The following is a 19918-nucleotide window of genomic DNA, read 5'->3' on the forward strand; positions in this document are numbered from 1 at the left end:
ACCTACTCGCGGTTCCAACCTCGTCAGTCCAGGCCTTGGGGGCTTACTACGTGCGAGTTTGTGAACTGAGCGACCCACGGGACGATTTCTATCGTGCGCGAGTCAACGTATCACGGCCTTGTGAACGTCGGCAACAACGTTCACAAGGCCTTGTTGAAGATTGCTTTGCCCTGTATGGTCGCCCCATGACTCCCGATGAGCACGACGAGCTAACGGCTGCCGCGATCGCGCGGCTGGCTGGCGTTGGCCGTGCCGCCGTAGCTAACTGGCGCCGCCGCTATCCGGGGTTCCCGAAGCCGGTCGGCGGCAGTCAGCACAGCCCGACGTTCTCTCGGGTCGAGGTCGAGGCGTGGCTGAAGGAGACTGGGAAGGGCGACCAACTGGCGACGGCCGGCCGTACTGACACTGGCACGCAACGTATCGACGATCTGTCGGTCTTCCTGAGCGGCCCAGGCGACGAGCGGATGCGGCGCGCCCCCGAGCAGTTGCCTGAGCGCAGCATCGCCGACCTGACCTCGGGCCAGTTGCTGGCTAAAATCATGGTGTCGCTGCTGCCGCGTTCGACGACCGCTGTCCGGCCGGCGACCGCCGACGATGCCGGCGTGCCCGCCGTGCTCGATCCGGCGTGCTCCGACGCCACGCTGCTGATGGCCGTGGCCGACCGCTTTGGTGACAGCGTCAAGCTCGCCGGGCAGGAGATCCAAGAGTCGGCCGCTGCAGTCGCCGCGCTGAATCTGCGCAGCAATTGCCTCGGTGTGCCGTATGAGATCTATACCGGCGACTCTTTGCTAGACAACCAGCTGAACATGTACCTTGGCGCGGCTGCGGCTGTCGTCTGCGAGCCGCCCTTCGACATGCCACAGTGGCCTTCGATCGAGCTGACCACCGATCCGCGCTGGGAGTTCGGCATTCCGGCCCCCCGGGACAGTGAGCTGGCTTGGGTTCAGCACTGTTACGCGCACCTGAGACCGCGCGGCGTGGCTGTCATCGCCGTGACGCCACGCACCTGTATTCAGCCCTCCGGGCAGCATATCCGTGCGGCACTGGTGCGCTCCGGTGCCCTACGTGACGTGATCGCATTACCAAAGGGAATGGGTTCGGTACCCGACACCGACGTCTATCTCTGGGTCCTGCAACGGCCCTACGGTGCTCCCGACCATCGGGCAGTGCGGATGGTCGACCTGTCTAGGCTGGGTGACGCGGCCGACGTCCCGCACGAGTTCGCTGCCTGGCAGCGGCTGTTTGATGATGCCGACCCGACGATCTCCCATGCCATCCCACGCCTGGAACTCCTCGACGGTGACGTCAACCTCCTGCCGTCCCGCTATGTCACCACGCACATCGAGGCGAGCGCTGACGACTTTGCCCGCGTCACCAGTCGGCTGCAAGCCCTCTACGCACGCGTCGGCCAGGGCTTGCCGCAGTTCACCACGCCGATGGCGCCGACCCGCCACTCGTACGTCACCCTCGGCGAGTTGGAGCGTGCCGGTGCGCTGACGATCCGTTCCCGCGATGCCACGCCGCGTGCCGGAGACCTGCTGGTACGGACTCTCGGCCGGCCACCGGCCGTCGCGACCGGTACCGCCGACGATGACACGGGTGTCGCGCAGGTCGTCGAGATCGACCCCACCCGGTTGGACGCGCACTTCCTCGCGACCTTCTTGCGGACCGACGCCAACGTGCTGCCCGTAGCCAACACCCTCGGCGCGCTCAACCGCGACGACCTGCGCCGCTGCCGCGTTCCCCGCCTGTCCCTGCCCGAACAGCGGCGCTACGGCGACGCGTTTCGGTACCTGCAACAGCTGGAAGGCGTGCTCGCCGGGCTGGCGAAGGCGAGTGCGCACGTGATCGACCAGACCGTCCACGGACTGACCACCGGCGTTCTGGCACCGGATTTCACCGTGATGAAGAACACTGATGACGCCAATGAGGCTGACGAGGAGACGAGAGACCTGTGACCTCAGGACCCACGCACACCAGGATGGCGAGTGACATCTGGTCGGTCGCCGACCTGCTGCGCGGTGACTACAAGCGCCACGAGTACGGCCAGGTGATCCTGCCGTTCACGCTGCTGCGCCGCCTCGACGCGGTGATGGCCCCGACGCGGCAGGCAGTGCGTGCCCGCAATGCTTCGCTCGACATCCAGAACAAGGAGAGGCTGCTGGAGATCGCGGCGAAGCTGCCGTTCTACAACACCTCCGAGCAGGACTTCTCAACGATCGCCTCCGACGCGCAGAACGTCGCCAAGAACCTCCGTGACTACATCAACGGCTTCTCCCCGAACGTCCGGAAGATCCTGGCCCGCTTCGACCTGGACAACGAGATCACCCGGCTAGCGGGCGCGAAGATCCTCTATCAGGTCGTCGGCAGGTTCGCCGCGATGCACGACCTCGACAAACTCTCCAACCACGACATGGGGTACGTCTTCGAGCACCTGATCCGCAAGTTCGCCGAAGACTCCAACGAGACCGCCGGTGAGCACTTCACTCCGCGCGAAGTCATCAAACTGATGGTGAACTTGCTGATCGCTCCGGATGCCGACACCGTCGCCGGCGCGGGCCAGGTCATCAACATCCTCGACCCGGCCTGCGGCACCGGCGGCATGCTGACCGCGGCCGAGGACCACATCAAGTCGATCAACCCGAAGGCCGAGGTCTACCTCTTCGGCCAGGAGCTCAACGCGGAGTCGTGGGCGGTCTGCCAGTCGGACATGCTGATGCGCAACCAGCGCGGCCGCATCCACTTCGGCAACTCCTTCAGCGACGACGGCCACCCGGACAAGAAGTTCGACTACATGCTGGCCAACCCGCCCTTCGGCGTGGAGTGGAAGAAGGTCAAGGACACGGTGGAGGCCGAGGCTGAGCTCGGCCACGCCGGTCGCTTCGGCGCCGGCACGCCGCGCATCAACGACGGCTCGTTCCTGTTTCTGCAGCACATGCTCTCGAAGATGGAGCCGGTCGAGGGCAAGGGGGCACGCCTGGCGATCGTCTTCAACGGCTCCCCCCTGTTTACTGGCGCGGCCGAGTCCGGCGAGTCAAAGATCCGCCAGTGGATTCTGGAGAATGACTGGCTGGAGGGCATCGTCGCCCTGCCGGACCAGCTCTTCTACAACACCGGGATCTCTACGTACTTCTGGATCCTGTCCAACCGGAAGGCCGAGGAGCTGCGCGGCAAGGTGATCCTGCTCGACGCCCGCGACCAGTGGGAGAAGATGCGCAAGTCCCTCGGCGACAAACGCAAGCAGATCAGCGATCAGCAGATCAAGCACATTACCGAGCTGTATGTCGACGCCCTGGCGGTCGCGGCGGACGCCGGGCACCCGGACCACGGCAAGGTAAAGGTCTTCGGCACCCGCGACTTCGGCTACCACCGCATCACCGTTGAGCGTCCGCTCAAGCTGCGCTTCGAGATTACCGAGGACACACTGGCCGCACTGGAGGACTCGAAGGCACTGGCCAAGTGGAGCGGGCGTGAGGCGCTGGTCGCGGCGCTGCGCCAGTCGGTCGGCTCGGTGTGGTGGACCAAAAAGGAAGCCACCAATGCCCTGCATGCGATCGCCGTTGCAGGCGGTGCACAGTGGCCGGGTACGGCGGCGCTGCTCAAGGGCGTCTGGGGCGCGGTGTCTGTGTCCGACCCCGATGGCGAGGTGCAGAGGGCCAAGGACGGGACGGTGCTGCCGGACCCGGACCTTCGAGACTACGAGAACGTCCCGCTGGACGAGGACATCAACGCCTACTTCGCCCGCGAGGTCACCCCGCACGTCCCGGACGCGTGGATCGACCACGACAAGACAAAGGTCGGCTACGAGATCCCGTTCACGCGTCACTTCTACGTGTACATGCCGCCACGGCCGCTGGCGGAGATCGATGCGGAACTATGCGACCTGGAGACACAGATCCAGAAACTGCTGGGTGAGGTGACGGGGTGAACGAGTCCAAGCGTATCAAGTTCTACTACTCAATCGTTGACGAGCGCGCTGGAAAGCGCGAGCTTCCTCTGCTCTCGGTCTCGGCCCGGTATGGAGTTGTGCGACGTGACTCAATCGTCGACGGACCATCGAGAGCTGAGGAGTTTAGCAATTATAAAGTCTGTCGAGCTGGCGATATCGTTCTGAACCGCATGAGTGCCTACCAGGGTGCAGTCGGTCGTAGCTCGGAAGTCGGAATCGTGAGCCCTGACTACTTGGTGATGCGACCATCGGGCGAGGTGGAGAGTCGGTACTTGCATCACCTGTTTCGCTCAAAGTGGTTCGTAGGCGAGATGTCATCGCGCCTTAGAGGAATCGGAAGTTCTGATAATGGAGGAGTTCGAACCCCCCGGATTAATCCCGACGATCTCGGGGATATTCCGATCGTGCTTCCGGCAATCGAGGAGCAGCGGCGTATCGCTGAATTCCTCGATGCCGAGACGGCTCGGATCGACCTCCTCGCTAGCTCGATGTCCGAGAGCATAAATCTTCTCCAAGACAAACGTCGCGCGCTACTCATGTCTGTCTTTCCTGATCACGGATGCGGTAACGTTCGATTAGGCTACTACCTAGATTTGGTTACTAGCGGTCCACGTGGCTGGGGTGACTACGTTGGCTCCAAAGGTACGCCATTCTTTCGAAGTGCGAATCTGCGGCGAGATAGCATCGAGCCGAATCTCGAAGCGCTGGCATTGGCGGACGCACCGCCGTCGGCATCCGCCGAGGCTGCACGCTCTAGGGTTCGTGCGGGCGATGTCTTGATCGGCATCACAGGTGCGAATGCGGGCTGGGTCTCGCTCGTGGATCAGCGAATTGCTCAGGCAAACGTGAGCCAGCATGTTTGCCTTGTCAGGCCAGGCAAAGCTATCGAAGGACGATGGCTTGCGTACGCACTGTCTGCCCCGCAGGTTCAAGAACTACTGCTAGGTAGCCAGTATGGCGGGACCAAAACTCAGCTCTCACTGGGAGACATTCGAAATCTTGTCGTTCCTCTCCCATCGATCGGCGAACAGCAGAGGTTAGTGGCAGATATTAATGACGGACTCACAGCGATCACGGCTGAGAGCACATTTCGTGATCGCCAGCTCGCTCTCCTCGCCGAGCGCTGTCAGGCGCTGATCACCGCTGCCGTCACCGGCCAGATTGACGTCACGACCGCACGCCGCCTGTCCTCGCCCGGAGGTGCGTCCCTATGACTTCCGGAGCCCACGCCGAGCGTGCCTTCGAGAACCGCGTCGAGGCCGAGCTGCTCACGCGCGGCTGGTCGCGCGCGCAGGGTACCTTCAACGTCGAACTCGGCATCGACACCGGTGAGATGTACCGGTTCATCGATGTGACGCAGCAGAAGAGCTGGGACAAGCTCGTCGGCTTCTACGGCGGCGACCAGTCGACCGCCCAGCGTCAATTCGCCCAGCGCGTCGCCTCCGAGATCGACGCGCGCGGTGTGCTGGACGTGCTGCGCCAGGGCGTGCGCGACCGGGGTGTGCAGATCGACTTGGCCTACTTCCGGCCCGGTCACACCCTGGCCGCCGGCGCCCTCGCCGAGTACGACGCGAACATACTGACGGTCGCGCGACAGTTGCATTACAGCGTGCGCTACCCGCACCGGTCGCTCGACATGGCGTTCTTCGTCAACGGGCTCCCGGTCGCTACGGTGGAGTTAAAGAACCCGAACACCGGGCAGAACGCCGACCACGCCATCGCGCAATATCGGCACGACCGTGACCCGAACGACGTGTTCTTCGCCAAGCGGGCGCTGGTCCACTTCGCGGTCGATCCCGACCGCACCTTCATCACCACGCGGCTGCGGGGCGCCGATACGGAATTCCTGCCGTTCAACATCGGCTCCAACGGCCCCGGTGCGGCCGGCGGGGCCGGTAACCCGCCTGCCATCCCCGGCTCCTACAGCGTCGCCTACCTATGGGAGCAGATTTGGCAGCGTGACAACTGGCTGGAGATCCTGCACCGGTTCATCCACATCCAAGTGTCGGATAGGAAGGGCGTGAAGGCGAACCCGCACATCTCACCGCGGATCTTCCCGCGCTACCACCAGTGGGACGCGGTACAGAAGATGGTCGCTCACGCGCAGGCGAACGGCGCCGGGCACAGCTATCTGATTCAGCACTCGGCGGGGTCGGGCAAGTCGAACACGATCGCCTGGCTGACGCATCGCCTCTCGAACCTGTTCGACACCGGCAATCAGCCGGTCTTCCATAAGATCATCGTGATCACTGACCGGGTCGTACTCGATCGGCAGCTGCAGAAGACCATTTTCCAGTTCGACCACACCCCTGGTGTCGTCAAAAAAATTGACGAGGACTCGACTCAGCTCGCCGCGGCCCTCGAAGACGCCACCTCGAAGATTGTCATCAGCACCATGCAGATGTACCCCTTCGTGCTGAAGAAGATCGCAGGCATGGGGTTGGCCGGCAAGCGGTACGCGGTCGTCATCGACGAAGCGCACTCCTCGCAGGGCGGCGAGTCCGCGATTCAGCTGAAGCAGGCCCTCGGATCCAACGCGACGCCGCCCGAGGGGGACGAGAGCGACCTGGAATATATGACGCGGGTGCGTGGCAGGCAGCCGAACCTGTCGTACTTCGCTTTCACCGCCACTCCCACGTCGGCAACGCTGAAGCTGTTCGGCACCTTCGACCCGGATAAGGTGAACCCGCGCATTGGCGAGCAGGGCATGTACGTGCCCTTCCATATCTACTCAATGCGGCAGGCGATCGACGAAGGCTACATCCTCGACGTGCTCGCCAACTACATCACGTACGACACCAAGTGGCGGCTGCGCAACGCCGCCGTCGAGCAGGCCGAGTCTCGTATCGCCAACCCGGAGGTCGACGCGGCCAAGGCGAAGGCGAAGCTGGTCCGCCTCGCCGAACTGCACCCGAAGTCGATGGAGCAGAAGGCGAGGCTGATCGTCGATGACTTCCGTGAGAATATCGCCGGACGGCTCGGCGGCCGGGCCAAGGCGATGGTCGTCACCAGCAGCCGTCAGCACGCGCTCGACCTGTACCAGGCGATCCGCAGCTACGTCGCGCTGCGCGGGTACACCGACTGCGGCACGCTCGTCGCGTTCTCGGGGCAGCTGAAAGATGATGCTGGCCTGGAGTTCACCGAAGCGCAGCTCAACGGCTTCCCCGATGGCCAACTGCCGGACCGGTTCGCCTACACCAAGGCCGACGATTCGCAGGCGGTCGCGCGTAACCAGGACGAGTATCGGCTGCTAGTCGTCGCGGAGAAGTACCAGACCGGCTTCGACCAGCCGCTTCTGTGCGCAATGTACGTCGACAAGCCGCTGACCGGCGTCGCGGCCGTGCAGACTCTGTCGCGGCTGAACCGAATCCATCCGCTGAAATCGCAGGACGACGTCCACGTCCTGGACTTCGCCAATCAGGCCGCCGACATCCAGGCCGCGTTCGAGAACTGGTTCGAGACGACGATCACCGAGCCGAGCGATCCGAACCTGCTCTACACCAAGCAGCGCGAGGTGATGGAGTACGGGCTGCTGGTCGCATCGGAGATGGAGGCGTTCATCAGGGTCCTGGCCGCGGCCGGGCCGGGGCGGATGCCCGACGCAGCCGAACGCAAGCTCCATGCCGAGCTGCACGAATACTTGAAGCCGGCACTCGACCGCTTCGATGCGCTCGAGACCGATGACGAGCGTGAAGGTTTCCGAGGCGCGCTGCAGGACTACGTGCGCGCCTACAGCCTCATTGCCCAGATCGTCGACTGGGGTGACCGGGATCTCGAACGCCTCTACCAGTACGGGAGGATCCTGCTGATCCGCCTGCCCGGGAGGCCTTCAACGTCCATTGACATCGGCGATGCGGACCTGAGCCACTTCAGGCTGGAATTCACCGGTCGGCACAACGTGTCGCTGACGGCCGTCGGCGATCGCGACGTACGGGGCCATGCCGCCGATGGCGGTGGCTACCGGGAACCGGAGATGAAGCCGCTGTCGGAGGTGATCGAAGAGCTGAACGAACGGTTCGGGCTGGACCTGGGCACTTCCGACCAGATCCTCGTCTACCAGCAGGTTGTTGGCTTGGTCGAGGACACGGCGATGCAGCAGATCGCACTCATGAACGACGAGGCCCGGTTCGGTCAGGTCGCCGACGACCGGCTCGATGACATCGTCGCGGAGAACGCCGAGCGCAACACCGCGTTCATGAAGCTGTACTTCGACAACAATGAGTTCCAGAAGGCGATCAAGGAGGCGGCGCGTAAGCGTGCATACCGAATCATCACCGAGCCGGCGCGGGACGAGGCGCTGGCGCGGTTGCGCGCGGAGATGCTGAAAGAGACCGGCGGTCAAGCCGGACAGTGACCGCCCCGTCCGACGGTCGCCGTGGTAGGTGGTTCAGTCAAAAGTTCTGATCTATGGGGTAGGGGTGGCGGGGCGTGGAGGACGGGACCGGCCGGGCGGTCGAGAGACGATTGCTGGCCGGGCGCTACCGCATAGACGGATCGCTCGGCCGTGGCGGCATGAGCGAGGTCTTCTACGGCTACGACGAGCGTCTGGACCGGCGTGTCGCAATCAAGCTGCTACGGCCGTCGTCGCCGGGGGCGGTCCCGGCCGCACCGGACAGCCCGGAGGCAGTGGAGATCCTCGACGCTCTGGACCGCGACCGCAAGCGGTTCCTGCGCGAGATTCGCACCACCGCCCAGCTGGAGCACCCCGGTACCCCGGCGGTCTACGATACGGGCGTCGACACGGCGCCCGACGGCAGCACGCAACTGTGGCTCGTCATGCAGCTGCTACGCGGCTCAACGCTGGAATCGATGCTCGACCGCACGGAGTACCTCACCTCGGCACCGAGCGTGTTATGGGCAGCGTCAATTGCTGCGCAGATCGCGGCGGTCCTGGCCGACGTGCATCGGGTCGATATCGTCCACCGCGACATCAAGCCGGCCAATGTGATGGTCGTCGACGGCGGCCTGGTGAAGGTGCTCGACTTCGGCATCGCGATCCTGCGTGGTGCGGGGGCACTGCCGCGGCTGACACAGGTCGATCGGACCGTCGGCACACCGCCCTACATGTCGCCGGAGCAGTGTCTCGGTCAGGCGGTGACTCCCGCATCGGATATCTACTCGCTCGGCTGCCTGCTGTATGAGTTACTCACCGGCGATGTGCCCTTCCACGGGACGACCGACATGCCATTGCGCGCCCACCACATTCAGTCGCCCGCGCCGTCGGTGCGCGTGCCACGAGGGGACGTTCCAAGGGCACTCGACGCGCTGGTGGCGTCAATGCTGGCGAAGGACCCACAGGCTCGGCCATCGGCGGAGGCCGTCTACGAGGCGCTGCTGCCATTGGTGACGACGCCGGGCGAGCCATCTGGGAACGATGAGAACCGCGACCCGACGCGCCCTTTCCGCCGACCGCTGCTGGCCCCGGCCAAGCGTCGGGAACAGAGCACCAGCCGGGGCAAGCTCACCGACACCGAAGCCGAAGAGTTGAAGGCCAACGTCCAGGCCCTCCTGGAGAACGACCGACCGTCCGAGGCGATCAGCCTCCTTGAGGACGGCGTCGCACGCGCCGCCCATGACTCGTTCCTGGAGCTGCGCTTGCGTCACTTCCTGGCCGCCGCACAGTTCTATGCCGGCGAGTACACACGCGCCGCGTCACTGTTCGAAGTCGTCGGACGCGACTATCGCAGGTATCTACCCCCAAGCGACTCGTACGTACTCGACTGCTCCTACCACGCAGGCCACGCCTATGCCGAGATCGGCAAGCCTGACAAGGCCCTGCCACAGCTGCGGTTCTACGTGCAGAACGCCAACGCCTCGGGGAACGACGACACGGCAGACCAGATCCGCGAGTCGCGCTTCGTCATCGCCCAGATGCTCGCCAGCTCCGGCCGTCCTGATGAGGCGCTGACGGAGCTCAAAGCCGTCCGCCCTCTTCTGGCCGATGCCTTCGGCGCCGACTCAACCCAGGTGCGAAACCTCGACAAGCAGATCAATCGGCTGAAGTCGATCCAGGGAGGCGACTCGTCCTCGGGGACTTACAGCTAACGCTTTAGCGCGAAAGCGAACTGACCCCCTCGGGGACGCGATCGATGTTTCCCGTGTACGTCGACGATGTTGGGCGGTAGCTTCGCTGTGTGGCTACCAACGAAGAGCGGTCGCGGTGGGTCGTGCACGGGGAGCGGCTGATCTACGACAACGAGTGGATCCGGCTGGGCCTGGTGGATGTCGAGATCCCGGATGGGGAGCGCTTCGAGCATCACGCGGTGCATCTGGGCCGGGCGGCCATGACGGTGCTCGTGGATGACGAACAGCGCGTGCTGATGATGTGGCGTCACCGCTTTCTCTTCGACCGGTGGGGCTGGGAGCTGCCCGGTGGCCTGGTGGAGGTCGGTGAGGACCCGAAGGACACCGCCGTTCGTGAGGTGGAGGAGGAGACCGGTTACCAGCCCAGGGAGGTCGAGCACCTGATCACGTTTCAGCCGATGGTCGGCATGGTCGACTCCGAGCATCTCGTGTTTCTTGGGCGTGGCGCTGAACTGGTCGGTGAGCCGGTCGGCGAGGTGGAGGCCGATCGGCTGGAGTGGATTCCGATGAAGGAGATCCCGGACATGATCGCCCGTGGTGACGTCTGGAACTCTGGTGTGTTGATCGGGCTGCTCTACGCGCGAGAGCGGCTCAACGAGTCGCGCGGGTAGCGGCCCGGGTCAGTTCTTCAATGCGTCGGGCGTGCCGGCGAGAGCCGATCATCGTGGCGAGTTGCTCGGCTCGGTAGAGATGCGGTTGTGTGGCGTCCAGCTCGCCCAGGGCCAATAGAGCGTTAGCGAGGTCGCAGCGCAATCCGGCCTCGGCCCGGTTATAGGTCCCGTCCATGCCCGCGAGAGCCGAGCGTAGGTCCTCGATCGTCTCGGGGTCACCGAAGCGGACGAGGCAGTTGCCGCGCCAGCGGGCGAGGTGGTGCCGGTTGAGGGAGACGTACGGCAGGCTCGGATCGGCGTCCCCTTCGGGGAGCAGCGCGGCGGCCTGGTCGAGAGCGGTCCGGCAGGTCGCCTCATCTCCGAGAATGGCGGCGGCCTCTGCTTCGGCAGCAGCAAGCCACGTGCGCAGATGGCCGGGAACGCGGCGGTCGTACGAGGCCCGGGTGTACTGAAGTAGTTCGGTTGCCTCTGCTGGCCTTCCGAGGTCGACCAGAACGTATGCCTGCTGTCCGCAGGCGTAGGCGAGGAGAGCCGGGTCTTCGGCTTCGCGTGCTGCAGCTATAGCGCGCTCGTGGTAGTCCCAGGCGTCTTTCAATGCGCAGGTGTCGATAGCCTGCCATCCCGCGAGGGCTGCGGTTTCGGAGAGCGCGTGCGCCAACTTGGCCCGTATGCCGGGCCGTATCGCGTGATGGTGAGCGCGTTCTATTTGGGTGATTTGGGCGCGCATTTTGTCGGCGATGGCGGCGCTGCCGAGTCGGCGGTCCAGTAGGCGCAGATTGTTAGTGTCGGTGTTGAGGATCATCACCATCGTGGGGTCGATGGCGGCGGCGGCCTCGATGCGGGCGGTGAGTTCCTCGGTTTGCTCCTGGTGCTCGTCGCCGCGGTTGCCGGTGGGTGAGGCGATGTCGAGCGGGGCGAGGCCGAGCAGCATGCGAGCGTGGTCGGGCAGGCCGAGACCGGCGGCGATGCGCTCGTAGACCTCAAGGTCTGTGACCTGGCGCTGACCGCGCATGAGCTGACTGATCCGGCCCTGGGCGATGCCGGTGGCGGCACTGAGGCGGACCTGGCTGGTGCCTGCGTACTTGACAGCAAGATTGAACAGACCCGCTACGTCACGGTTTTTGAGCGTTTCCCTGCTTTCGTCACGGTCCCATACCCATTCGGGTAGCTGGATCGGCTCGAAAGCGTTCCCGTGCATTCCGGCCTCCGGTCGTTCGCCCAGGCTGGTGGTGCATTGGCTCGTGCTGAGAACTCTATATCTCCCGGTGGTATATCCCGTGGGAATAGGACTGGATTCGTCTGCGATCCATTCTTTCCGGCATGACCACACCAGTTAAGTGCACCGCGTGCGACGGTCGTGGCTGGAAGATCGTCACCCGGCGCGGGCAGGTCGCGGCTGTGTCGCTGGGGCTGGCGACCTCGTCGCGGGAGGACTGCCTGTACTGCGACGGCGGCCAGGTGCCCGTGGAGATGTTCGAGTGGGAAGTCTTCCTCACGGGCAATGGGACCGACGAACTCGGACCGTGCGGGACCAGTGCTCAGCAGGCCGCCTCGATGGACGAGCTACGTATGGCGTTGCGCCGGATGGACCCGGCCCGGCAGCCGTGGGGAAGGATCACGCACCGGGTCTACGACTTCGGCACCGTGCCGGACGACTGGTCCCGCCGGATCATCTTCCGCGCGACGCTCGATGCGGCCGGACAGGTCCGCTTCGAACGGACCGACCGGTGAGCAACCGCACCCGGGCATGGGGCGGGCCGTGCCCATCCCCGCATCTCCCGCCTCTGATGGAGGGCGCCAAGCCGCTCGCCTGGCACAAGCCGGGACAGTTCGCCTGGTCGCGGGTGCTCGCTTGGACCTGCCACGAGCACCGCAACACCTGGTACGAGTTGTGCGCGGCGGGCGGACTGGCCTACATCCGCAGGTTCAAGGGAGACCAGTTGAAGCCGGAGGTAGCGCACACCCATGCCTGGCGGGAGGCCGAGGCGCGGGCCGTGTGGCTGGCGCTGCTGTCCGGGCGGGCTCAATAGCCTTCCCGCTGGTGGCTGAGGGTCCTGACAGGCCTGTGCTTAGCCGCTACTGTGCTTATGCAGACAAGTGGAAAAGTGATTGGGCGCCTAACATGAGCATGGACTTCGCCCCGCCGAAGTACGCCCAGGTGATGACGGCGATTCAGCAGCGTATCCGGGACGGGGAGTACGCGCCCGGCGACATGCTGCCCTCGGAGACGCAACTCGTCCGGGAGTTCGGCGTCGGCCGCACCACCGTTGTGCGGGCGCTTCAGACCCTTGCCATGCAAGGCTGGATCGAGCGCGAGCACGGCCGCGGCTCCTTCGTGAAGGGCCGCCCGGAAAGCCCCGCCGAGCGGGTACGGCCCGGCCTGTCGAGCGCCGAGCATCCCGAGAACGCCGAGAACATCGTCGGCGTCGCCCGGGTGCCGGCTCCCCGGCACGTCGCCAAGCTGATGGGCGTCGATGAGCGAACCCCCGTGATCGCCCGTCACCGCGTCACGCGGCAGGGCGACCGGGTATCGGCGGCGGAAACGCTGTGGTTCCCCTTGGAGATCGCCCTCGGCACCGACCTGGATAAGCCTGATCCGCTGCGGCATGGCGTCCGGCAGCACCTCCAGGCGGTCAAGCATCTGCGTGTGGACCACGTAACGGAACGCCTGACCGCGCGGAAGCCGACCAAGGAGGAAGCCGAACTCCTCGGCTCCTCGTCGCCGGTTCTCGGGGTGCTGGCCACTGTGCACGACCCGGGCGGGACGGTGCTCCTCGTGATGAGCGTGGCCTTGCCTGGTGATCTTCATGAGCTAGAAGATGTCTATCCCGTGGCATAGACCGACTTCGGGAGGTGCCGTGAAGACTGTGTCCTCTGTCGTGGATGAGAAGCCGATCATCAAGCGGCCGTTCTGGCGCAGTCGAAAGGGGGCTTATGTCTTTGTGTCGGCGCTAATGATCCTTCTTCCTGCGGTTGGGCTGTTCTTCCTGGTCAAGATCCCTCAGTGGGTGGACGACGCGAAGCTGGCCGCCCTGGTGGACCGGTTCGAGAGCTATCCGCTTCCCCCGAAGACGGAGCGACTGGACTACAGCGAACCCGATGCTTCGATCGCCCTTCGCGGGAATGGCAACCATTGCGACTATCGCGCCCGATGGACATTCAGGACCCAGCTCACCGGCCCTGAGCTCGCTGAGTACTACGAGCACGCCAGGATCGAGGGGGTCGAGAAGAGGCGGCCGAGCATCACGGTCTGGTTCGCGGAGCCGTCCAAGCGATCCGCTTACCCGGGCGAGTCGGTAGCGATCGTGGAACTCTACGACGGGACCAGCGCAGGACTCGACCTTCGCTGCACCTGAGCGTCGGGCTAACCCAGTGGATAGCTAAGTCTTACCCCGCTCGTCTCGCTCGGTCACTTGTGCGGACGAGTGAGCAAGACTTACAGTAGAACTCGGTCGGACAAGTGGACGAGCGCATGAGGTGCTCATCCTGAGCAAAGGAATCACGCACATGGCAATTGCAGGACCCATCCCGATCGCCTTCGAACACGTCTTCCCGCACGGCTGCTACCTCGTGGGGGAGGTGGAGCAGGTCAAGGACTTCACCGCCTCAACTGGCGGGCGCACCGTGTTCGCCAAGGACAAGACCACCGGCGAACTGGTCTGGCAGGTCGCCGTCATGGACGCCGACCCGGCCGCCAAGCTCGCTCAGAAGACGGTGGCGGTGAAGATCATCGCCCCGGCGCAGCCGGTCCCGCCGACCGCCACGCCTGGCCTGCCCATCACGCCGGTCGAGTTCGAGCAGATGACGGTCACGCCGTACGTCCACCAGACCACCGGACGCCTGGCCTACTCCCTGCGAGCGAGGGCGATGCGCGCTCCCCGCACCGGGGCCGCCTCGACCAAGCAGACCGGCGCGGCCGGTAAGGAGGTGGCGGCCTGATGCTCCGAGACCCCTACACCTACGTCACGCTCTCGCTCAGCCCCGGCAACCCGGCCAACGTCGGCATCTCGTTCTACTCGCCCGAGCTGCGGGCCGGGGCCTCGGTGCTGGACTCCGGGCGGCCCTACTTCGCCATCACCAGCCCGAGCGTGGACGTGACCGTCTCGACCACCGCAGCCGGGCCGGTCACCCCCAGGGACGTCGAGATCGCCCGGCAGATCGTCCAGGCCGCCTCGCGCTACCTCGCCGAGTGCGAGCGCCTGATCGGGCAGCAGCCGGCCGACTCCGACCAGCTCGCCCTTCCCTGCGTCGACGGCTCGGCGGCCTGACACGTAAGCGGGGCCGCTGGAAGCGGGAACTTCCGGCGGCCCCTCGGATCTCCCACGCACGCCAATGCTTGAGAGGACTCCAGCCTAATGCTGAGAAGACTGCCCGGAGACGAGGCACGTAACCTCGTCTCCACCACTCCCGACACGGCCGTCGTCTTCCGCCCGGCCGTCATGCAAACCCCCGCGATCGTCACCATCGTGATCTGGCTGGCCCGCCTGCTGCGCGGGCTCGTCCGGACGCTCTGGCGTCACCCGATCGCCTGCACCGCAGCCCTGGCCCCGGCTGTGGTCACCCTCACCTATGGGTGGCGCATGGCCGTGGTCCTGGCCGGTTTCCTTCCCGCGATGGGCTTGTCGTGGGTGCTGCTGGAGCGGGACTCGTTCCTGCGCGTGGTCGGCTGGCCGCTGCTGGCCTGGTGGCGACTGGTGTGGGTGTACCGGAGGCACTGGCAACCGGCGATGATCGTCTCCGGTCTCGGTCGGCACCTACGCGGCCGGGACTACCTGCCCCGCATGGTCAAGGTGCGGTGTACCTCCTGGGCCGACTTGGTGTCCGTGAAGATGCTGAACGGGCAGGCGGTCAAGGACTGGACCGACCGGGCCGATCACCTCGCCCACGGCTTCGGCGCCCGAAGCTGCCGGGTGTCGATCGCGCGGGCCGGTCGCCTCGTGCTGACCCTGCCCCGGCATGACCCCCTCGCCGAGCCGTTGCCGGCCGTCCCGATCCCCGAGACGCCTTCGGTGGGGCCGGTCGAGATCGGCCGGTGTGAGGACGGCACACCGTACCGGCTCAAGGTCCACGGAACGGATGTCCTGATCGCGGGCGCGACGGGCGCGGGCAAAGGCTCCTACCTGTGGAGTGCAATCCGCGGCCTGCTTCCCGCGATGCTGGCCGGGCTGGTGCAGGTCTGGGCGCTCGACCCAAAGCGGATGGAACTGTCCTTCGGCCGGGCGCTGTTCGGCTCCCGCTACGCGGCCACCCCCGCTGAGTGCGCCGACCTGCTGGAGTCGGCCGTCTCGGTCATGCAGGAGCGGGCCGACCGGTTCGGCGGCAACCAGCGCTCCCACACACCCACCGTGGCGGACCCCTTCGTCCTGGTCGTCGTCGACGAGGTCGCCTTCCTGACGGCCTACCAGTCCGACAAGGGCCTCCGCGAGCGAACCAAAGCGGCGCTCGCCACGCTCACCACACAAGGCCGCGCCGTTGGTGTCGGCGTCATGGCCGCACTCCAGGACCCGCGCAAGGAGGTCATGAACATCCGCAACCTGTTCCCCGACAAGATCGCTTTGCGACTCGACGAGTCCGAACAGGTGGACATGGTCCTCGGCGACGGCGCCCGCGACCGGGGAGCGCTCGCCGACCACATCTCACCGGTCCCTGAGCTGGGCGCGGGCGTCGGCTACGTCCGGCTGGAGACCTCACCCGACCCGATCCGCGTGCGTGCGGCCTACGTCTCCGACGAGGAGATCCGCGCCATGGTCGCCAGCTTCTCGACCGGCAGGGCGGGGGCGCATGCCCGTGGTTGAGATCTCTCACCTCCTCGACGAGCTCACCTGCGCGTCCTGCGGCACCCGTAACGCGCTGTGGCTCTACCCCATCCGGGGCGTCATCGAGTGCCGCGAGTGCGGCGAGAAGGCAATCGTGATCATCGAGCCCTCTGGCGGTGACCAATGACAGTCACCAACGACAGGGCAACCCCACGCGCCGTCCGCATGGCGATGCCACTGGCCCGAGATGTCGTCGAGGAGATCGCCAAGCAGTACGGGGTGTGCATCCGGCCGGTGCCTCTCCGGCGGCAGGACATCCTCACCGGCCAGGTTGAGGTCATCGACGTGCCGTGTGGGGCGACCTTGGAGAGCAAGTGCCCGCCGTGTGCCAAGCGCAACCGGCAACTCCGGCGGGCGCAGTGCCGGGAAGGCTGGCACCTGGAAGCCGAGCCCGTGAACCTGCCCGACAACGCCGACGAGTATCAGCGGCACCTTGTCGAGCTGCGGGCCGACGCCGAGGCATGGCGGGATGAGGTGGAAAAGGCCGGCGGTGACACCACCGACCTGGACGCCGCCATTGAGGACTTGGACGAGGAGATCAACCGGGCCGGGATGCGCGGCAACGTCCTCGGCCGCGCCTCCGGCAAGCGCACACGTTCGACGAAGCGGCGGCAGGACGCACCGGATCTGCCCAAGCGGCAGATGACCAAGACCACGCTCGGGCGGACCTTCACCGGCTCGGACGGCAAGGTCTACCGGCCGTCGATGTTCGTCACGCTCACGCTGCCCTCGTACGGGCGGGTGCTGGAGGGCGCGCCCCTCGACCCGGACGCCTACGACTATGCGCGGGCGGCCCGGGACGCGCTGCACTTCTCCAAGCTCGTGGACCGCTTCGTGCAGAACCTCCGCCGGGTGGCGGGCTATGACGTGCAGTACTTCGCCACCGTCGAGCCTCAGAAGCGCCTCGCTCCGCACCTGCACATGGCGATCCGCGGGACCCTTCCGCGTGCGGAGCTGCGGCAGATCATCGCCGCGACGTACCACCAGGTGTGGTGGCCGTCGACCGATGAGGTTCGTTTCGAGGGGGACCACCTGCCGGTCTGGCATGACGGGGCCGACTACCTTGACCCGACCACGGGGGAAGTCCTGCCGACCTGGGACCAGGCCCTCGACAAGCTCGACCAGGACGACGAGGCCGAACCCCTGCACGTGCTCCGCTTCGGCGACCAGCTCGACATCAAGGGCGTGCTCGCCGGAACGCCGGACGCTGACCAGTTGATCGGCTACCTGTCGAAGTACCTGACAAAGAGCCTGGGCGACGACCTCGGCACTGATGATCCTCGCCGGCAGGTTCACGCCGAACGGCTGTTGGAGGCGCTGCGGTTCGAGCCGTGCGCGCCGACCTGCCCGAACTGGCTCCGGTACGGCGTGCAGCCCAAGGGCGCCAAGCCCGGCATGACTCCCGGCCGGTGCAGGGGCAAGGCGCACAAGCCCGATCACCTCGGCTACGCGGGCCGACGCGTGCTCGTCTCGCGGAAGTGGTCCAACAAGTCCCCGACCGAGCACAAGCAGGACCGCCGTACCTGGGTCCTGGAAGCCCTCGGCCTGCCAGACGAGCCGGTCGACCCCCACCGCTACATCTGGCGACCCGTCAAGCCCGGTGACCCCGACCTCGCCCCGATCGGCGTCCGACTGCTCCGCTCGGTCCACGAACGCCAGCGCTGGCGCAACCATCTCGACCGGCTCCAGGCCGAAGCGGATGGCCTCGAACTTCCGGCAACTGAGGGGAGGGCGGCGTGAAGAAGGACGACAAACTGATGACGGTTCCCGAGATCCTCGCCGAGCTTGGCGGCATCTCCCGCCGCACCTTCTACCGCTGGCGCGAGATCGGCAAGGCTCCCGAGGGCCTGAAGCTCCCCAACGGGGAGATCCGCATCTACCGCAGCGAGTTCACCGCCTGGCTTGAGAGCCTCCGGGAGGTCGCGTGAACGCCTCCTATGACGTGAAGTTCTGGGAGACCAGGCGGAACAAGTCGAGCAAGAAACCGTCGTATGAGGTGCGCTGGAAGGTCGGCGGCCGGGAGAAGTCCAAGAGCTTCGGGACAAAGGCGCTCGCGGACAACTGGCTGTCCGACCTCCGGCAGGCCGCCAAGCGCGGCGAGGCGTTCGACGTGGAGACCGGCCTCCCGGAATCCATGCTCAAGGCCAAGAAGGCGCGCACCTGGTTCGCCTTCGCCGTCGCCTACGTCGAGACCCGCTGGCCTCACTCGGCGGCCAAGAGCCGGGAGGGCATGACGGACGCGCTGTCCAACGTCACGCCCGTGCTCACCAGCGACCGGCCGGGCCGCCCCGATGACGAGACCCTGCGGCGGGCGCTGCGCGAGTACGCCTTCATCCCGGCCGACCGTCGCCCGGCCCCCTCGCCGGAGATCACGGCGGCACTGCGCTGGCTGGAAGCGGCCTCGCTGCCCTTGACCGCGCTGGAGGACGCGAAGTACGCCAGGGCGGCCCTGGACGCTCTCGCGCTGCTCCTCGACGGCAAGGCCGCCGCGACGTCAACGTTTCGGCGCAAGCGGGCGGTGTTCCATCACGCCCTGGAGTACGCGGTGGAGCTGGAAGAGCTTTCGGCAAATCCGCTCGACCGGGTGAAACTGCGCCGTCCCAAGACGAGCGGCGAGGTAGACCGGCGGTCCGTCGTCAACCCGGCCCAGGCGAGGGAGCTCCTCGTCGCGCTCACTTACTGCGGCCGGACGCGCGGGCCGATGCTGGCCGCGATGTTCGCCTGTATGTACTTCGGTGGCCTACGTCCCGCCGAGGCGGCCGGGCTGCGTGAGAAGGACTGTCACCTGCCCTCGTCTGGCTGGGGCCTGCTGACGCTGGAGAAGACCCGGCCGCAGAGCGGCAAGCGGTTCACCGACTCGGGGGAGGGGTTCGACGAACGGGGCCTCAAGCACCGTGCGGAGGGCATCACGCGCATCGTCCCCATCCCGCCGGAACTGGTCGCGATCCTGCGCACGCACCTGGAGACGTACGGCACGGCCAAGGACGGCCGGCTGTTTCGCACGCGAACGGGCGGGGTCATCTCGGCCTCGGCTTACGCGAAGATCTGGAAGGAGGCTCGGACGTACGCGCTGACGCCCGAGCAGGTCGCCTCGCCCCTCGCGGCCCGGCCGTACGATCTGCGCCACGCGGCCGTGTCCCTCTGGTTGAACGCGGGTGTCCATGCTCCGGAAGCGGCGGAGCACGCCGGTCACGGCATTGACGTGATGCTTCGGGTCTACGCCAAGTGCATCGACGGACAGCGTGAGATCGCCAATCAGCGGATACAGGCGGCCCTCGTCGGGTGAACGCCTACAGCCTCGTCTCAGGGTCTCGGGTCACTCCGGGACCCTTCGGCGTTTCCAGGCGCGGGTACCCATCCCGCAGAGGCACCGGAAACCGCATCGCGACCTGGGAAAACGCGGTCCGCGTCATCCCGCGTATATCCCGCGACTGGCGACAAACGGCGGCTCTCGGCGG

At 66.0% G+C, this 19918-nt stretch carries 18 protein-coding genes; 17 read left to right on the plus strand and 1 reads right to left on the minus strand.

Annotated features, from left to right (window positions below; translation table 11 throughout):
• Positions 1-185: 185 nt before the first annotated feature.
• From ACQPZZ_RS13195 to ACQPZZ_RS13220, 6 genes are all read left to right on the plus strand, one after another.
• Positions 186-1958: an N-6 DNA methylase gene (locus ACQPZZ_RS13195; RefSeq protein WP_432931961.1), complete on the plus strand. Its 1773-nt coding sequence runs from the start codon at positions 186-188 to the stop codon at positions 1956-1958.
• Complete coding sequence (locus ACQPZZ_RS13200; RefSeq protein WP_432931963.1) at positions 1955-3928, plus strand: type I restriction-modification system subunit M; 1974 nt, start codon at positions 1955-1957, stop codon at positions 3926-3928. The genes ACQPZZ_RS13195 and ACQPZZ_RS13200 overlap by 4 nt, the downstream gene beginning before the upstream one ends.
• Complete coding sequence (locus ACQPZZ_RS13205; protein WP_432931965.1) at positions 3925-5163, plus strand: restriction endonuclease subunit S; 1239 nt, start codon at positions 3925-3927, stop codon at positions 5161-5163. Before ACQPZZ_RS13200 ends, ACQPZZ_RS13205 begins: the two co-directional genes overlap by 4 nt.
• Positions 5160-8303 carry a type I restriction endonuclease subunit R gene (locus ACQPZZ_RS13210; RefSeq protein WP_432931967.1) on the plus strand — a complete coding sequence of 1048 codons (3144 nt, stop codon included), beginning with the start codon at positions 5160-5162 and terminating at the stop codon, positions 8301-8303. Before ACQPZZ_RS13205 ends, ACQPZZ_RS13210 begins: the two co-directional genes overlap by 4 nt.
• A gap of 74 nt (positions 8304-8377) precedes the next feature.
• Positions 8378-9994, plus strand: coding sequence for a protein kinase domain-containing protein (locus ACQPZZ_RS13215; RefSeq protein ID WP_432931970.1), 1617 nt, complete (start codon positions 8378-8380; stop codon positions 9992-9994).
• A gap of 89 nt (positions 9995-10083) precedes the next feature.
• Positions 10084-10644, plus strand: coding sequence for an NUDIX hydrolase (locus ACQPZZ_RS13220; RefSeq protein WP_432931972.1), 561 nt, complete (start codon positions 10084-10086; stop codon positions 10642-10644).
• Here the strand turns inward: ACQPZZ_RS13220 and ACQPZZ_RS13225 are convergent.
• Positions 10625-11842 carry an XRE family transcriptional regulator gene (locus tag ACQPZZ_RS13225; RefSeq protein ID WP_432931974.1) on the minus strand — a complete coding sequence of 406 codons (1218 nt, stop codon included), beginning with the start codon at positions 11840-11842 and terminating at the stop codon, positions 10625-10627. The genes ACQPZZ_RS13220 and ACQPZZ_RS13225 overlap by 20 nt on opposite strands.
• A gap of 122 nt (positions 11843-11964) precedes the next feature.
• Here ACQPZZ_RS13225 and ACQPZZ_RS13230 point away from each other — a divergent pair, with 122 nt between their 5' ends.
• The 11 genes from ACQPZZ_RS13230 to ACQPZZ_RS13280 all read left to right on the plus strand — a co-directional run bounded on the left by ACQPZZ_RS13230 (position 11965) and on the right by ACQPZZ_RS13280 (position 19746).
• Positions 11965-12375, plus strand: a complete 411-nt coding sequence (locus ACQPZZ_RS13230) for a hypothetical protein (protein ID WP_230984204.1) — start codon at positions 11965-11967, stop codon at positions 12373-12375.
• Positions 12372-12674, plus strand: coding sequence for a hypothetical protein (locus ACQPZZ_RS13235; protein ID WP_432931977.1), 303 nt, complete (start codon positions 12372-12374; stop codon positions 12672-12674). The genes ACQPZZ_RS13230 and ACQPZZ_RS13235 overlap by 4 nt, the downstream gene beginning before the upstream one ends.
• Positions 12675-12766: 92 nt before the next feature.
• Positions 12767-13483 carry a GntR family transcriptional regulator gene (locus tag ACQPZZ_RS13240; protein WP_432931979.1) on the plus strand — a complete coding sequence of 239 codons (717 nt, stop codon included), beginning with the start codon at positions 12767-12769 and terminating at the stop codon, positions 13481-13483.
• Positions 13484-13502: 19 nt separating this feature from the next.
• Entirely contained in the window at positions 13503-14000 is a 498-nt protein-coding gene (locus ACQPZZ_RS13245; protein ID WP_432931981.1) for a hypothetical protein, read from the plus strand.
• Positions 14001-14151: 151 nt separating this feature from the next.
• The gene (locus tag ACQPZZ_RS13250; protein WP_432931983.1) at positions 14152-14583 is read left to right on the plus strand and encodes a plasmid replication, integration and excision activator; all 432 of its coding nucleotides are present in this window, start codon (positions 14152-14154) and stop codon (positions 14581-14583) included.
• Complete coding sequence (locus ACQPZZ_RS13255; protein ID WP_432931985.1) at positions 14583-14912, plus strand: hypothetical protein; 330 nt, start codon at positions 14583-14585, stop codon at positions 14910-14912. Before ACQPZZ_RS13250 ends, ACQPZZ_RS13255 begins: the two co-directional genes overlap by 1 nt.
• An 87-nt stretch (positions 14913-14999) precedes the next feature.
• On the plus strand, positions 15000-16439 hold the full coding sequence (locus ACQPZZ_RS13260) for an FtsK/SpoIIIE domain-containing protein (RefSeq protein WP_432931987.1): 1440 nt from the start codon (positions 15000-15002) through the stop codon (positions 16437-16439).
• Positions 16426-16587, plus strand: a complete 162-nt coding sequence (locus ACQPZZ_RS13265) for a hypothetical protein (RefSeq protein ID WP_432931989.1) — start codon at positions 16426-16428, stop codon at positions 16585-16587. The genes ACQPZZ_RS13260 and ACQPZZ_RS13265 overlap by 14 nt, the downstream gene beginning before the upstream one ends.
• Positions 16584-18200, plus strand: coding sequence for a replication initiator (locus ACQPZZ_RS13270; protein ID WP_432931991.1), 1617 nt, complete (start codon positions 16584-16586; stop codon positions 18198-18200). The genes ACQPZZ_RS13265 and ACQPZZ_RS13270 overlap by 4 nt, the downstream gene beginning before the upstream one ends.
• Entirely contained in the window at positions 18197-18388 is a 192-nt protein-coding gene (locus ACQPZZ_RS13275; protein ID WP_357041402.1) for a helix-turn-helix transcriptional regulator, read from the plus strand. Before ACQPZZ_RS13270 ends, ACQPZZ_RS13275 begins: the two co-directional genes overlap by 4 nt.
• Positions 18385-19746, plus strand: a complete 1362-nt coding sequence (locus ACQPZZ_RS13280) for a tyrosine-type recombinase/integrase (protein WP_432931993.1) — start codon at positions 18385-18387, stop codon at positions 19744-19746. Before ACQPZZ_RS13275 ends, ACQPZZ_RS13280 begins: the two co-directional genes overlap by 4 nt.
• Positions 19747-19918 lie beyond the last annotated feature (172 nt).

This window comes from Microbispora sp. CA-135349 (assembly GCF_050947365.1).
Taxonomy (GTDB): Bacteria; Actinomycetota; Actinomycetes; order Streptosporangiales; family Streptosporangiaceae; genus Microbispora.